The sequence below is a fragment of the Myxococcus sp. NMCA1 genome, assembly GCF_026810205.1.
In the GTDB taxonomy this organism is placed as follows: domain Bacteria; phylum Myxococcota; class Myxococcia; order Myxococcales; family Myxococcaceae; genus Myxococcus; species Myxococcus xanthus_A.
Window position 1 is genome coordinate 4,032,499 of the sequence record NZ_CP113950.1, and the last position, 12,798, is coordinate 4,045,296.

Consider the following 12,798-nt stretch of genomic DNA (forward strand, 5'->3'; position numbering starts at 1 on the left):
ATGACCTGGTTCCGTTCGCTCCTCGTCGGCTCGCTGGCCTTCACGGCGGCGTGCGCGTCGGGGCCTCAGAAGAAGCAGACCGCCGTGCCGGAGGTGCCTCCGCCCGCGGCGCAGCAGCCCGCGCCCGAGCAGAAGCCGGTGCCGCCTCCCGCGCAGAAGTCCGGCAGCGCGAAGTCCGCCTTCGCGGCGGCGCTCCAGTCCTATGAAGCGGGGGACCTGGACGGTGCGCGCAAGGGCTTCGAGGCGGTGGTGGATGAACTGCCGCAGAGCCTCAACGCGCAGTTCAACCTGGGCGTCATCGCGGAGCGCCAGGGCCGTCCGGATGACGCGCGCGTGGCCTACGAGAAGGTCCTCCTGCTGGACCCGGCGCACGTGCCCGCGGTGGTCAACCTGGGCGTCATGTACCGGGAGCAGGGGCGGCTGGACGAAGCCATCGCGTTGTTCGAGCGGGCGCTGAAGATGCCTGGTCGCGAGTACGACGCGTCGCTGCTCAACAGCCTGTCCATCACCTATCGCGTCGCCGGAAAGCTGGACGAGTCCGAGGCCGCCGCGCGCCGCGTGCTGGTGCGCAACAAGGACAACCCGGGGGCGTACAAGAACCTGGCGCACGTGGCCTACGCACGGGAGAAGTACCGGCTGGCGGAGTTGCTGGCCGGCAACGCGCGCAAGCACTCGGAGAATGACCCGGCGCTCTACAACCTGCTGGGCATGGTCTACCTGAAGCTGGACGACCGGGCGCGCGCGCTGGTGCAGTTCCAGAAGGCCATCTCCCTGGATGCGAAGTTCACCCCGGGCTACCTCAACCTGGGCGCCCTGGCGCTGAGCTTCCGCGACTACGTGGGCGCCGAGCGCTCCTTCGGCAAGGCCGCGGAGCTGGAGCCGGGCTCGCCGGACGTGACGCTGTACCTGGCCTGGGCGCTGGACGGGCAGAAGGGGCGCGACCCGAAGAAGGGCCTGGCCGCGGGCGAGGCGTTCGAGAAGGTGCTGGCCACGCGCTCGGACCTGCCGGAGGCCGTGTGCGGCGCGGGCTGGGCGTATGCGTCGGACCGCGCGGGCTGGCAGAAGGCCATCGCGTTCCTCGACCGCTGCAAGGGTCTGGAGACGACGACCGACAATGACAAGCAGATGATCACCGCCAAGGTCCAGGGCCTGCAGAACATGCTCAAGGCTCCACCGCCCGCCACCGCGCCCGCCACCGCGGAAGGCGAAGGCGATGGCGCTCCGGCGGATGAGGCCATTGGCGGCGGCGGTGCGCAGCCCGCGCAGGGCGCCGAGGGTGTGGCGCCTGGTCAGGGCTCGGATGTGGCGCCGAAAGGCGATGCCACGGGCGGCGCGGGCGCACAGCCAGGGCAGGGCGCGGGCACCCAGCCCGAGCAAGGCACCACGGGCGAGTGAAGCGGCTGCCCTTGGGGAGCGGCGTGCGTCGCTAGCACCGTGGGCGGGGGCTGGGTTGGACAGGCACCCGTGGCATCACCCCAGCAGGCAAGCTGGAGTTTTGACGAAGAGGGACGGAACTTTTTTCCTCTCTCCAGGCTGCAACACCCGGATGAGCAGGCGAGCTCCTCTGGATTCAAGGACTTGAGGTTGGATCGCGCTGTGCATTGGGAGGTTGAGCATGAGGCGACTGGTATCAGCGGTGGTGGTGCTGGGTCTGTGGGCGGCACCCTCGGTGGCGATGGCACAGGCGTCGAAAGATACGGTGAAGGTCGTCCAGGAGGAGGACCGCACTGTCTTCCAGAAGAAGACGGTCATCGACTTCACGGATGTCGCGGTGGAAGGCGAGCTCACGAAGCCTGAGGGCTCGTACGTCCTCCACCGGAAGAAGACGGACTTCCAGAGCCTCATCAAGGTCCGGGACAACTTCGATCCAGAGTTACAGAAGTCAGTCGACAACCTCTAGCGGCAGTGGGCGGCGGCAGTCGTTCTAAGGGCGGAAGGGAAGAGGGAAAATCCTCATGGCGGCGGCGAAGAACAACGGCTTGACGCTTCGGATCACCGGGCCGGATGGCTCCACGGCGGAAGCCGTGTCGGAGGCCGAGAGCGTCATTGTGGGGTCGGGCGCTCAGGCGGCAGTGAAGATTCAGGACCCGGGGGTCTCGAATCTCCATGTGATGCTGAAGGTGGACAAGGATGGCTCGGTCACGGCCATCGACCTGGGGAGTGAGGGTGGCACGGAGGTGCGTGGACAGCGGCTCGTCCTCCCCACGGCGCTCAATCCCGGGGATGTGTTGTTGGTGGGCGGCAGCCGGGTGGAGGTGCTCTTCGGAGCGACCCAGCCCGAGCGTCCGCTTCCCGCGGGTGCGCGGGTGGCGGGGCCGGTGTTCCAGGGGCCGGTGGCCACGCCACCGCCGCCGCCGCGTGCCATGCAGATGCAGACGCAGGCGCGCGCGGATCTACCGAACCTGGTTCCCACGCCGCCGCCGCCCATGCGCCAGGTGTCCACGGCGCTGGGCAACCGCGTGGAGCGGGTGGCCTCTCCCGGTGTGATTCCGGTCGAGCCGCCCCGGCAGGTGCCTCCGGGGCTCCAGCCTCGCACGACACCCTCCACGGCGCGGACGTCCACGCCGAACGCGGCGAACACGGCCACGACGCGGCGGACGGTGGCGCCGCACCTCCAGGAGCCGCTGCCTCCCGAGGCCATGCCCACGCCCGAGGCGCGCGTCCTCCAGGTCGCGCTGCTGTGGGGCGACACCATGCTGGAGGTCCAGCACTTCAAGGACGGCGTGCCCGTCACCATCGGCGAGGCGAAGAAGAACTTCTTCAACGTCTTCGCGCCGTCGGTGGGCAAGAGCCATGTGCTGGCCGTCAGCGAGAAGGACGTGCTGGAGGTGCGCGCTCCCGCGGGCTCGCGCGCCTTCGTCACCAACCAGGGCAACGTGCGCACCAAGGACGCGCTGCGGGCCGCGGGCGCGCTCTCCGGCCAGGCCGGTGACGACGCCGAGCAGCGCTTCACCCTGGGGCTGCACGACCGGGTGGAGGTGTCGCTGGGCACGGTGTCCTTCGTCGCGCGCTACGTGAAGCCGTCTCCGGTCATCACCGCCGCGTCGCTGAAGGACTCCGACTTCACGTTCTTCAAGATCACCAGCATCTGCATGCTGACGGGCCTGGCGGTGGTGCTGGCCATGGTGCTGACGCCGCGCCAGGAGCTGCCGCAGAGCGCGGACATCTTCGAGTCCCAGCAGCGCGTGGCGAAGTTCCTCATCACCCCGGAGAAGAAGCTGGAGGCGAAGAAGCTCCAGCTGTCCGCGCCGGAAGAGGGCGCCAAGGCGAAGGACGAGGAAGGCAAGTTCGGCAAGGAGGAGGCGAAGCAGCAGGAAGCGGCGCCCTCCAAGCCCGGCACGCCCGTGGTGGACAAGAGCAAGAAGGAGAAGGACCGTCAGGCGGTGGGCAAGGCCGGCCTGCTGGGCGCCTTCAAGGGCATGAAGGGTGGGGCATCGGACGTGTTCGGTCCCGGCGGCTTCGGCACCGGCATCAACGACGCGCTGGGCGGCCTCAAGGGCGGCGCGGCCATGGGTGACGCGCAGGGCGTGGGCGGCCTGGGCTCGCGTGGCACTGGCAAGGGCGCTGGTGGCACCGCGCTGGGCATCGGTGGTCTCGGGACGCAGGGCACCGGCCGTGGCACGGGAGGGTCGGGCGGCATCGACCTGGGCGGCCGTGGCAAGTCCATCACCAAGGTCATCCCTGGCAAGACGACGGTGGTGGGCGGCCTGGACAAGGACGTCATCGCCAAGGTCATCCGGCGGCACCAGGGGGAGATCAAGTACTGCTACGAGTCGGAGCTGAACAAGGACCCGAGCCTCGCCGGCAAGGTGGCGGTGGCCTTCGTCATCGACCCCACGGGCGCGGTGTCCGACGCGAGTGTCTCCGAGACGACGCTGAACAACGCCGCGGCGGAGCGCTGCATGCTGTCGCGAATCCGCCGCTGGAAGTTCCCGGAGCCCAAGGGCGGCGGCGTGGTGTCGGTGACGTACCCCTGGCTCTTCTCGCCCGCGGGCGCGGGAGGGTGAGCGGCGGTAACGGCCCGTGAAGCATTCGAGTGGCGTGGACGAAACGGTCCACGCCACTTTCGTTTTCCCCCACTGCCGGTTCCGGGGGGGCGTCATTAACGTCTGCGGCGCTCCCGCGTTGCGCTGGGAGGGCACGTCTGTCGGGAGGACCCGTGAAGAAGTCTCAGTTGATTGCCGCGCTCGCGCTGCTGTCGTCTCCGGTTCTTGCGGCCACACCGCCGGAAGGGGTGGCGTTCGAGCCGCGCCGTGGTTTCTTCACCGAGACGGACATCGGCGTGTTCTTCACCGTGGGCGGGGAGAACGTCTACTCCAACGCCCAGACGTACCTTCAGCTCGGCGTGGGGTACGACCTCACGGAGAAGCTGTCGCTGGGGGCGCACTTCGGGCTCGGCTCGTCCGCGCAGAACTGCTTCGCGGGCTACTTGCCTGGCACGGAGACGTGCGCGCTGTCGGACAACTTCACCATGGCCTTCTTCAACGCGTCGGCGGCCTACCACGTGCGCGTCATGGACCGGCTGTTCCTCACGCCCAAGGTCGTGGCGGGCTACACGCGGCTGGATCCGGCGCCCGTGGACCCAGGCGAGGGCGACCCGGGACGCGCCGTCAGCGCGCCCAACGCGGGCCTGGGCTTCGGCGTGGAGTACGCCACGGGCATGGACCACTTCTCCGTCGGCGCGGACCTGCTGGCCCGCTACATCATCGGGCCCAACATCACCTCCTTCGCCATCTTCCCGAAGGTGAAGTACACGTTCTGAAGCCCGCATACACGAAGGGCCCGTCCCCAACGCAGTGGGACCGGGCCCTGGTGATGCGGGGCGCCCAGTGAGCGCCCCTGAGCGAAGGCTTACTCGCCTTCGGCCGCGCGCTCCTCGCGCTTGCGGTCACGCTCGGCGCGGTAGCGCTCGCCCACCGCCAGCGCCTTCTTGCGCATGCGGATGGACTTGGGCGTCACCTCGACCAGCTCGTCGTCGGCGATCCACTCCAGCGCCTTCTCCAGGCTGATTTCCCGCGGCGGGGTGAGGATGACGTTCTCGTCGCGGCCGGCGGCGCGGATGTTGGTGAGCTTCTTCTCACGGCAGCAGTTCACGTTCAGCTCGGACGCGTGCGAGTGCTCGCCGATGATCATTCCCTCGTACACCGTGGTGCCGGCGCCGATGAAGAGCGAGCCACGCTCCTGGATGCTGAAGAGCGCGTAGGGCACGGTGTCGCCCAGGCGGTCGGAGACGATGGCGCCATTCTGCCGCTTGGGGATGTAGCCGAACCACGGCTCGTAGCCGTCGAACTGGCTGCTCATGATGCCCTCGCCACGGGTGATGGTGAGGAACTCCGAGCGGAAGCCGATGAGGCCGCGCGCGGGGATGCGGAACTGGAGCCGGGTGCGGCCCGAGCCCAGGGTGCCCATGTCCACCATGCGGCCCTTGCGGGGCCCCAGGCGCTCCGTCACCGCGCCCACGCTGTTCTCCGGCACGTCGCAGAAGAGCAGCTCCATGGGCTCGTGGACCTGCCCGTCGATCTCCTTGGTGATCGGCTCCGGGTTGGAGGCCGTCAGCTCGTAGCCCTCGCGGCGCATGTTCTCGATGATGACGGCCAGGGCGAGCTCGCCGCGGCCCACCACGCGGAACGCGTCCGGCGTGTCGGTGTCCTCCACGCGGACGCCCACGTTGCGGTAGGCCTCGCGGTAGAGGCGCTCGCGCAGGTTGCGGGAGGTGACGAACTTGCCTTCCTTGCCCGCCAGCGGCCCGTCATTGACCTTGAAGACCATCATCATCGTGGGCTCGTCCACGGTGATGCGGGGCAGGGGCACCGGCTTCTCCGCGTCGGCGATGGTGTCGCCGATGGAGATCTCCTCGATGCCGGCGATGGAGACGATTTCACCCGGACCCGCGTCCGGGATCTCCACGCGCTTCAGGCCGGAGAAGCCGTACAGCTTGACGATCTTGCCCGGCTGCACCTTCCCACCCTCGCGGCAGACGGCCACGGGCATGTTGGCGGTGATGCGGCCGGCCTGCACGCGGCCCACGGCCAGACGGCCGACGTAGTCGTCGTAGTCCAGGTTGGCGACCAGCAGCTGCAGCGACGTCTCGTCCGACTTCGGCGGAGGCGGGATGTGGTTGATGATGGCGTCGTACAGGGGCTCCAGCGTCTTGCCGGGGACCTCCAGCTGCGTGGACGCCTGACCCTGGCGGGCGATGGTGTAGAGGACGGGCATCTCCAACTGCTGCTCGTCCGCGCCCAGGTCGATGTAGAGCGAGTACACCAGGTCCAGCACGTCCTTCGCGCGGGCGTCCTGGCGGTCGATCTTGTTGATGACCAGCACCGTCTTCAGGCCCATGGCCAGGGCCTTGCTGAGCACGAAGCGCGTCTGGGGCAGGGGGCCTTCGGCGGCGTCCACCAGCAGGATGACGCCCTCAACGAGGCGCAGACCACGCTCCACCTCACCACCAAAGTCGGCGTGACCCGGGGTGTCGATGATGTTGATCTGCATGCCCTTGTAATTGACCGCGGTGTTCTTCGCGAGAATGGTGATGCCCTTCTCGCGCTCGAGGTCGTTCGAGTCCATCACCCGTTCGGCGACGTGCTCGTTGCTACGGAAGGTGCCCGCCTGGCGAAGCAGGTGATCGACGAGCGTGGTCTTGCCATGGTCGACGTGAGCGACAATGGCGACGTTACGAATATTTTCGCGAGGAATCATACGAACCGAACTGTGATGGCTGGTGGGGAACGCCCGAGGAGGCCGGGGCTTCCGAACCCCACCGGAACCCGGGAGGTCGGCGCTTATATGCCGCGAGTGCGTCCCCTGCAATGCAGCCGGAAGCCCAGCGTCCGTGCGGGCGGGTTTTCACTCCTGTCACCCATGAACAACGCCAGGGGCCCGGCCTCTTCCGGAGGGCTCAGGGGCCAGCGGGAGGGCTCACCACCGGTGTAGGCGTGGGCGAGGGGGGGCCGGTACGCACGTTCAGTCGCTCCCGGAGGAAGCGCTCGACGCGGGCCTCCACCCGCCCGGGGGCTTCGAGTGGGGTGGTGTGGGTGCCGTCGGGGATGAGCTCCAACTCGGCGCCGGGGATCCGGTCGGCCATCTCCTCGGAGATCCAACCCGGCGTGAACTTGTCCTGGCCGCCCGCCACCACCAGGGTGGGGACGTCCACGTAGGGCAGGTGGTCCCACGCGTTGTGCTCCGCCATGGACTCCAGGGTGCGCACGAAGACGACGGGGTCCATCCGGGCCAGGTGGTCGAAGTAGGGCGCCAGGTCGTTGCGGGCGATGCGCTCCCGGTTCATCTCCAGGGTGATGGCCAACTGCACGGCCAGCTCCGTGCGCAGCACCGTGTGGATGATGCGGGCGGACTGCCCCGGGTAGCGCTCCACCACGCGGCGGATGAGCGGGAACGCCCGCTTGAGCACGGTGGAGTCGTGGAAGGTGTCCAGCGGGTTGCCGTAGCTGCCGCACACCAGGACGAGCCCGCACACGCGCTGGGCGTAGCGGCGCTGGAACTCCAGCGCCACCTGGACGCCCATGGAGTGGCCGAAGAGGACGACGCGCTCCATCCCCACGGCGTCGAGCATCCGCCGCAGGTCATCGCAGGTGTACAGCATGCCGATGCGAGAGCGGTCCTCGGGGACGGTGGAGCGGCCGTGGCCCCGGTAGTGCCAGCGCAGCACGCGGTGGTTCCGGACCAGGTAGGGCGCCAGGTACTTCCAGGCGAAGCCGTCACAGCCCAGGCCGTCACAGAAGACGATGCCCGGAAGGCCGTCTCCCTGGACCTGGTAGTACAGCTCCGCGCCGTCCGGGACGCGCAGGCGGTCCTGGTGGAAGTACCGCGCGCCGGGACTCATGCGTCGCCCATCTCCGCCTCGTCCTCGGGCAGGCCCTTGTCCAGGCCGTAGCGGGAGATCTTCAAGATGAGGTTGGAGCGGCTGATGCCCAACTCTCGCGCCAGCCGGCTCTTATTGTGGCGCGTGCGCATCAGTCCCTGCTGGATCATCTCCCGCTCCAATGCCTCCACGGCCTCGTGCAGCTTGCCGTGGGCGCGCGGAGAGATGAAGGGGCCTCCGCCGGGCAACACGGCGTCGCGGATGCGGCTGGAGATGAGCTCGGCGGGAATGGACTCCAGCTCGCCCCCCAGCACGAGCAGGCGTTCGATTTCGTTCTCCAACTCGCGGATGTTCCCCGGCCACGCGTAGGCGCCCAGGATGGCCAGTGCCTCCGCGTCCAGCCCTCGCGCGCGCTGGCCCTCGCGGTGGTGCTTGCGCAGGAAGTGGTCGATGAGGACGGGCATGTCGTCGCGCCGCTCCCGCAGGGGGGGCAGCTGCACGCGGATGACGTTGATGCGGTAGTAGAGGTCCTCGCGGAATTCGCCCCGCTTCACCAATTCGCCCAGGTCCTTGTGGGTGGCGGCGATGACGCGGACGTTGACCTCCTTGAGCTGCGTGCCGCCCACGGGCAGGAAGGTGCCCTCCTGGAGCACGCGCAGGAGCTTCACCTGCAGCGCGGCGGACATGTCGCCCACTTCATCCAGGAAGAAGGTGCCGCTGTCGGCGACCTCGAAGAGGCCCTTCTTGTCGCGCAGCGCGCCGGTGAAGGCGCCGCGGGTGTGGCCGAAGAGGGCGCTCTCCAGCAGGTTGTCGTTGAAGGCGGAGCAGTTCTGCACCACGAAGGGCTGCTGCGCGCGCGGGCCGCTGAGGTGGATGGCGCGGGCCACCAGCTCCTTGCCGGTGCCGGACTCGCCGTTGATGAGGACGGTGGAGTCGGAGTTGGCCACCTTCTCCATCAACCGGAACACCTCCATCATGGGCCCGGAGCGCCCGATGATCTTCTCGAAGCGGTAGCGGTCGCTCAGCTCGCGGGACAGCACGGGCGCGCCGTCCTCCTGCCGGGAGGCCTCCGCCGCTTCGTGGTTGGCGATTTCATTCGCCGCGCACTCGAGCAGGTCGGACAGCTTGCTCAGCTCGGCGCCGTCCAGGACGGGGACCTGCTCGCTCAACCCGTCCAGATCCACGTGCGACGGGGCGAACTGGCGCACCTTCGACTTGAGGACGTCCGCTTCGCGCGCGTCAAGAGGCTGACGGGCAAAGCCCTCGACGAAGAGGAAGCCCTCGTATTCGTTGGCGATGTAGAGGGGCGCGCCCACGATGCTGAAGTTGAGGTGGCAGTCGTGGATGAGCGAGCGGCGCACCTTCTTGTTGGCTTTGAACTTCTCGTTCAGTACACGGACGGACTGGCCGCAGCGCCGCAAGCCCTCCTTCGAGGTCAGGGCGGCACGGCAGAAGGCGTTCGGCGGCGGGCTGACGTCCCCGCGCTGCCACTCATGCACCACGCCGTGGCGGTCCGCGAACGCCAGCTCGACCTGCCACCACTTGCGGATGACATCCCTGAGCATGATGATGGTGTGCAGGTTCAGATGCTTCCCGTAGTCCATCCCCACCTCCGTCGCGTCTCCCCACGCTCCGGAGCAGGGGACGCCGGGCCTGGCGGCAGCCAGATTCCCGGCCTCTCATACCTCATGAACGGGCATTATCCGCACCCCCCTCTCCCGTGACTACTTCCCCTTACACCCGCGGTGAATCCGGGCATGGCCACGAGCATGACCACGGCGACGGCCATGGCCACCACCATCATCATGGCCATGGGCACGGCCATGGGCACGGTCCCCGGAAGGGCGGACTGGCGGAGGAGCGGAAGAAGGACAAGCGCCGGCTCATCTTCGCCCTGGTGCTGACGGCCACCATCGCGCTGGCGGAGGCGGTGGGCGGCTGGCTGACGAACTCGCTGGCCCTGATGTCCGACGCGGGCCACATGCTGACGGACGTGTCCGCGCTGGCGCTGAGCCTGGTGGCGCTGTGGTTCGCGGGCAAGCCGGCGGACGTGAAGAAGACGTACGGCTACTACCGGATGGAGATCCTCAGCGCGCTGCTCAACGGCGTGCTGCTGATGGGCATCACCGGCTTCATCCTCTATGAGGCATGGGAGCGGGTGCGAACGCCGGCGCCGGTGGACATCGGGCCCATGGCCATCGTGGCCTCGGTGGGCTTGTTGGCCAACCTGGGCGCGCTGGGGTTCCTGCACCGTTCCCACTCCATGAACGTGCGCGGGGCCTTCCTGCACGTGCTGGGAGACACGCTGTCATCGGTGGGCGTGCTCGTGGGCGCGGGCATCATGGCGTACACGGGCTGGTACGTCGTGGACCCCATCATCTCGGTGGTCATCTCCATCGTCATCGTCATCGGCGCGGTGCGGCTGGTGCGCGACGCGGTGGACGTGCTGATGGAGGCGGTGCCGGCGCACGTGGACCTGGCGCAAATCAAGGAGCTGATGCTCCGCGCGCAGGGCGTCACGGCGGTGCATGACCTGCACGTGTGGACCATCTCCAGCGGCGTGTATGCGCTGTCCGCGCACCTGGTGGTGCAGGACCCCATGGTCTGCAACAACGACGAGATTCTCTCCGCGGTGAAGCACGACCTGTACGACCGCTTCGGAATCGACCACACCACGATTCAAATCGAGAGCGAGACCTACGCCCACCTGGGCGAGGTCCACTGACGGCCCGCGGCCGGGGGGGCGTGCCCCAGCGGACGCTCCCAGCAGCTTCGCCTTGCCTCGGGCGGCGCGGGCGGATGATTCTCCTCGCTCCATGAACGTGTTGGACAAGGTGCTGACGTTACGGCCGGGGAACACGGTGGCGCGGGTGGGCGCGGGTTCGCGCGTTCCGCTGCTCAATCCCCGGGAGCTGCTGCGTGCCCTGGCGGAGGCGCCGGTGGCGCTGCCGTGTCTGCCGGTACAAGCGAAGGGCGCCTTGCCGGGCCTGCTGCGCGCGGCCCGGTCGGAGGACGCCCTGCTGGGGCTGGCCTGCCCACACCCTTTGTCGGACCGGGGGGCGCCCGAGCGCTTCGTCGTGGCCGCGCACCAGGCGGCCGCCGAGGCCGAACACGCGCGGCCCCTGTTCCTCCAGGCTGGGCCCATTCGGGTGGCCCGGGCGGACGCGGACACGCTGGACGCCTTGAAGGACGGCATCTACCGCGTGGTGGACGCCGGCTTCTCGCTGGTGTCGCTGGACCTGTCCCGGCTGGACTCCTACGAGGCCGTGGAGGCCGTGAATGCCCTGGTGGCGCCGGTGACCGAGCGCGAGCTGGCGCTGGAGCTGACGGGGCCGGCCGCTTCTGGCGGGTTCGTGGACGCGTACCGGACGCTGCTGGAGGGCCTCAGGCAGTGGAAGGTGCCGGTGGACTTCGTCCGCGTGCCGGAGTCCGCGCTGGGCGAGGGAGAGCCGGATGTGCGGCTGCTGCGGAGCCTGGTGGAGCTGGCCGCGGAGTACGACGCCGTGCTGTCGGTGGGCGAGGCGGGCGCGACGCTGGCCGGCGGACTGCCCACGTATGTGGCGGCGGGCGTGCGTAAGGTGGACTGCGTGGGCGGCTTCGAGCGGCTCTCGCTGGGGGCGTGGCCCCTGGATGTCCGCGCCAGCGTGGAGGAGAAGGCCGCGGCCGCCGGCCTGCCCGCAGGACAGCTGCTCAGCGTGCTGGAGGAGCAGCTGCCACCGCTGGACGACGCCGCGCGGGAGAAGCTGGAGGCCCTGTCCTTCATGGAGGCCACCGAAGTCCTGTCCGCGCTGGGCGCCACGCGCACGGGTCAGGCGTCGCTGCGCTTCCTGGCGGAGAAGCGGGGCGACTGAGCCCGGAGCGGTGTAGAAGGGGCCCATGCGAATCGTCGCAGGCACCGCCAAGGGCCGCGCCCTGGCCGGCCCCAAGTCCTCGTCCCTTCACATCCGTCCCACGGCCGACCGCGTCCGGGAGACGCTCTTCAACGTGCTGGGCCAGTTCCTGGACGGCCAGCGGGTGCTGGACCTCTACGCCGGCACCGGCGCGCTGGGCCTGGAGGCCGTGTCTCGCGGCGCGGGGCAGGCGGTGCTGGTGGACCAGGACCGCGAGGCGCTCACCCTCTGCCGTGAGAATGCGCGGGCCGTGGGGCTCGCCGGGCAGGTGGAGGTGCTGTCCGCGCCGGTGGTCCGGGCGCTGGAGACGCTGAAACGGCGGGGCGACCGCTTCGAGCTCATCTTCGCGGACCCGCCATACGCCGCGCGCGTGGTGGAGACGGTGCTGGACGGCATCGTGGCCGCCGGGCTGCTGACGCCCTCCGGCATGGTGGTGGTGGAGCACGACAAGCGCGAGGCGGCGCCGGACACACATGCCGGGCTTGACCGGGAAGACCAGCGCCGCTTCGGGGACACGTTGGTGAGCTTCTATCGGGCGCCGTGAGCAGTCCTTGACCGGCTCCCGGGGGGCATCCGAGACTTCCAGGCACATGCTGGTCGCCATCTATCCTGGTTCTTTTGATCCGCTCACCAACGGGCACCTGAGCCTCATTCAGCGCAGCCTGAAGATGTTCGATCGTCTCATCGTGGCCATCGCGGTGAACCCGAAGAAGACACCGCTCTTCTCCGAGGACGAGCGGCGCACGTTGATTCGCGAGGCCATCCAGGACGACCGGGTGGAGGTCGACGCCTTCCACGGCCTGCTGGTGGACTACGTGCGGCGCCGCAACGCGGGCGTCATCGTCCGCGGGCTGCGGGCGGTGTCGGACTTCGAGTACGAGTTCCAGCTCGCGAACATGAACCGCAAGCTGGCGCCCGACGTGGAGACCGTCTTCATGATGACGGGGGAGGACTACTTCTACATCTCCTCCAACCTCGTCCGGGAGGTGGCCTCTTTCGGTGGGGACGTCACCGGGCTGGTGCCGCCCAACGTGCACGAAGGTTTGAAGGCGAAGTTCGCTGGAAGGAAGTAACAGGAAGGCCCCTTGT

Annotated in this window: 11 protein-coding genes; 8 read left to right on the forward strand and 3 right to left on the reverse strand. The window is 68.8% G+C overall.

What is annotated here, in order from left to right; genetic code table 11:
* The 4 genes from OZ403_RS17350 (at position 1) to cglE (ending at position 4,762) form a co-directional block, all read left to right on the forward strand.
* Positions 1–1,395 (forward strand): tetratricopeptide repeat protein, encoded by a 1,395-nt coding sequence (locus OZ403_RS17350; protein WP_268784637.1) that lies wholly within the window; start codon positions 1–3, stop codon positions 1,393–1,395.
* Positions 1,396–1,615: 220 nt separating this feature from the next.
* A complete protein-coding gene (locus OZ403_RS17355) occupies positions 1,616–1,900 on the forward strand; it encodes a hypothetical protein (protein ID WP_140791270.1) in 285 nt (94 codons plus the stop codon).
* A 55-nt stretch (positions 1,901–1,955) separates the two neighbouring features.
* Entirely contained in the window at positions 1,956–4,007 is a 2,052-nt protein-coding gene (locus OZ403_RS17360) for a TonB family protein (protein WP_140798358.1), read from the forward strand.
* A gap of 152 nt (positions 4,008–4,159) precedes the next feature.
* Positions 4,160–4,762: an adventurous gliding motility protein CglE gene (cglE, locus tag OZ403_RS17365; RefSeq protein WP_140791273.1), complete on the forward strand. Its 603-nt coding sequence runs from the start codon at positions 4,160–4,162 to the stop codon at positions 4,760–4,762.
* Positions 4,763–4,851: 89 nt separating this feature from the next.
* Here cglE and typA read toward each other — a convergent pair whose 3' ends face one another.
* From typA to OZ403_RS17380, 3 genes are all read right to left on the reverse strand, one after another.
* Positions 4,852–6,699 carry a translational GTPase TypA gene (gene typA / locus OZ403_RS17370; protein WP_140798359.1) on the reverse strand — a complete coding sequence of 616 codons (1,848 nt, stop codon included), beginning with the start codon at positions 6,697–6,699 and terminating at the stop codon, positions 4,852–4,854.
* Positions 6,700–6,898: 199 nt separating this feature from the next.
* Positions 6,899–7,840 carry an alpha/beta fold hydrolase gene (locus tag OZ403_RS17375; protein ID WP_268784638.1) on the reverse strand — a complete coding sequence of 314 codons (942 nt, stop codon included), beginning with the start codon at positions 7,838–7,840 and terminating at the stop codon, positions 6,899–6,901.
* On the reverse strand, positions 7,837–9,423 hold the full coding sequence (locus tag OZ403_RS17380; RefSeq protein WP_140791279.1) for a sigma 54-interacting transcriptional regulator: 1,587 nt from the start codon (positions 9,421–9,423) through the stop codon (positions 7,837–7,839). Before OZ403_RS17380 ends, OZ403_RS17375 begins: the two co-directional genes overlap by 4 nt.
* Positions 9,424–9,539: 116 nt before the next feature.
* Here OZ403_RS17380 and OZ403_RS17385 point away from each other — a divergent pair, with 116 nt between their 5' ends.
* The 4 genes from OZ403_RS17385 (at position 9,540) to coaD (ending at position 12,782) form a co-directional block, all read left to right on the forward strand.
* Positions 9,540–10,544 carry a cation diffusion facilitator family transporter gene (locus tag OZ403_RS17385; RefSeq protein ID WP_140791281.1) on the forward strand — a complete coding sequence of 335 codons (1,005 nt, stop codon included), beginning with the start codon at positions 9,540–9,542 and terminating at the stop codon, positions 10,542–10,544.
* Between the two features lie 91 nt (positions 10,545–10,635).
* On the forward strand, positions 10,636–11,670 hold the full coding sequence (locus tag OZ403_RS17390) for a hypothetical protein (protein ID WP_268784639.1): 1,035 nt from the start codon (positions 10,636–10,638) through the stop codon (positions 11,668–11,670).
* 25 nt (positions 11,671–11,695) lie between these two features.
* The gene (rsmD, locus tag OZ403_RS17395; RefSeq protein WP_268784640.1) at positions 11,696–12,253 is read left to right on the forward strand and encodes a 16S rRNA (guanine(966)-N(2))-methyltransferase RsmD; all 558 of its coding nucleotides are present in this window, start codon (positions 11,696–11,698) and stop codon (positions 12,251–12,253) included.
* Between the two features lie 46 nt (positions 12,254–12,299).
* A complete protein-coding gene (gene coaD / locus OZ403_RS17400) occupies positions 12,300–12,782 on the forward strand; it encodes a pantetheine-phosphate adenylyltransferase (RefSeq protein WP_140791285.1) in 483 nt (160 codons plus the stop codon).
* The last annotated feature ends 16 nt before the right edge of the window (positions 12,783–12,798 follow it).

Bases quoted from the DNA above. Each gene is read 5' to 3' on its own strand.
- OZ403_RS17350 (WP_268784637.1), top strand. From the start codon at position 1: ATGACCTGGTTCCGTTCGCTCCTCGTCGGCTCGCTGGCCTTCACGGCG.
- OZ403_RS17355 (WP_140791270.1), top strand. From the start codon at position 1,616: ATGAGGCGACTGGTATCAGCGGTGGTGGTGCTGGGTCTGTGGGCGGCA.
- OZ403_RS17360 (WP_140798358.1), top strand. From the start codon at position 1,956: ATGGCGGCGGCGAAGAACAACGGCTTGACGCTTCGGATCACCGGGCCG.
- typA (WP_140798359.1), bottom strand. From the start codon at position 6,699: ATGATTCCTCGCGAAAATATTCGTAACGTCGCCATTGTCGCTCACGTC.
- OZ403_RS17375 (WP_268784638.1), bottom strand. From the start codon at position 7,840: ATGAGTCCCGGCGCGCGGTACTTCCACCAGGACCGCCTGCGCGTCCCG.
- OZ403_RS17380 (WP_140791279.1), bottom strand. From the start codon at position 9,423: ATGGACTACGGGAAGCATCTGAACCTGCACACCATCATCATGCTCAGG.
- OZ403_RS17390 (WP_268784639.1), top strand. From the start codon at position 10,636: ATGAACGTGTTGGACAAGGTGCTGACGTTACGGCCGGGGAACACGGTG.
- rsmD (WP_268784640.1), top strand. From the start codon at position 11,696: ATGCGAATCGTCGCAGGCACCGCCAAGGGCCGCGCCCTGGCCGGCCCC.
- coaD (WP_140791285.1), top strand. From the start codon at position 12,300: ATGCTGGTCGCCATCTATCCTGGTTCTTTTGATCCGCTCACCAACGGG.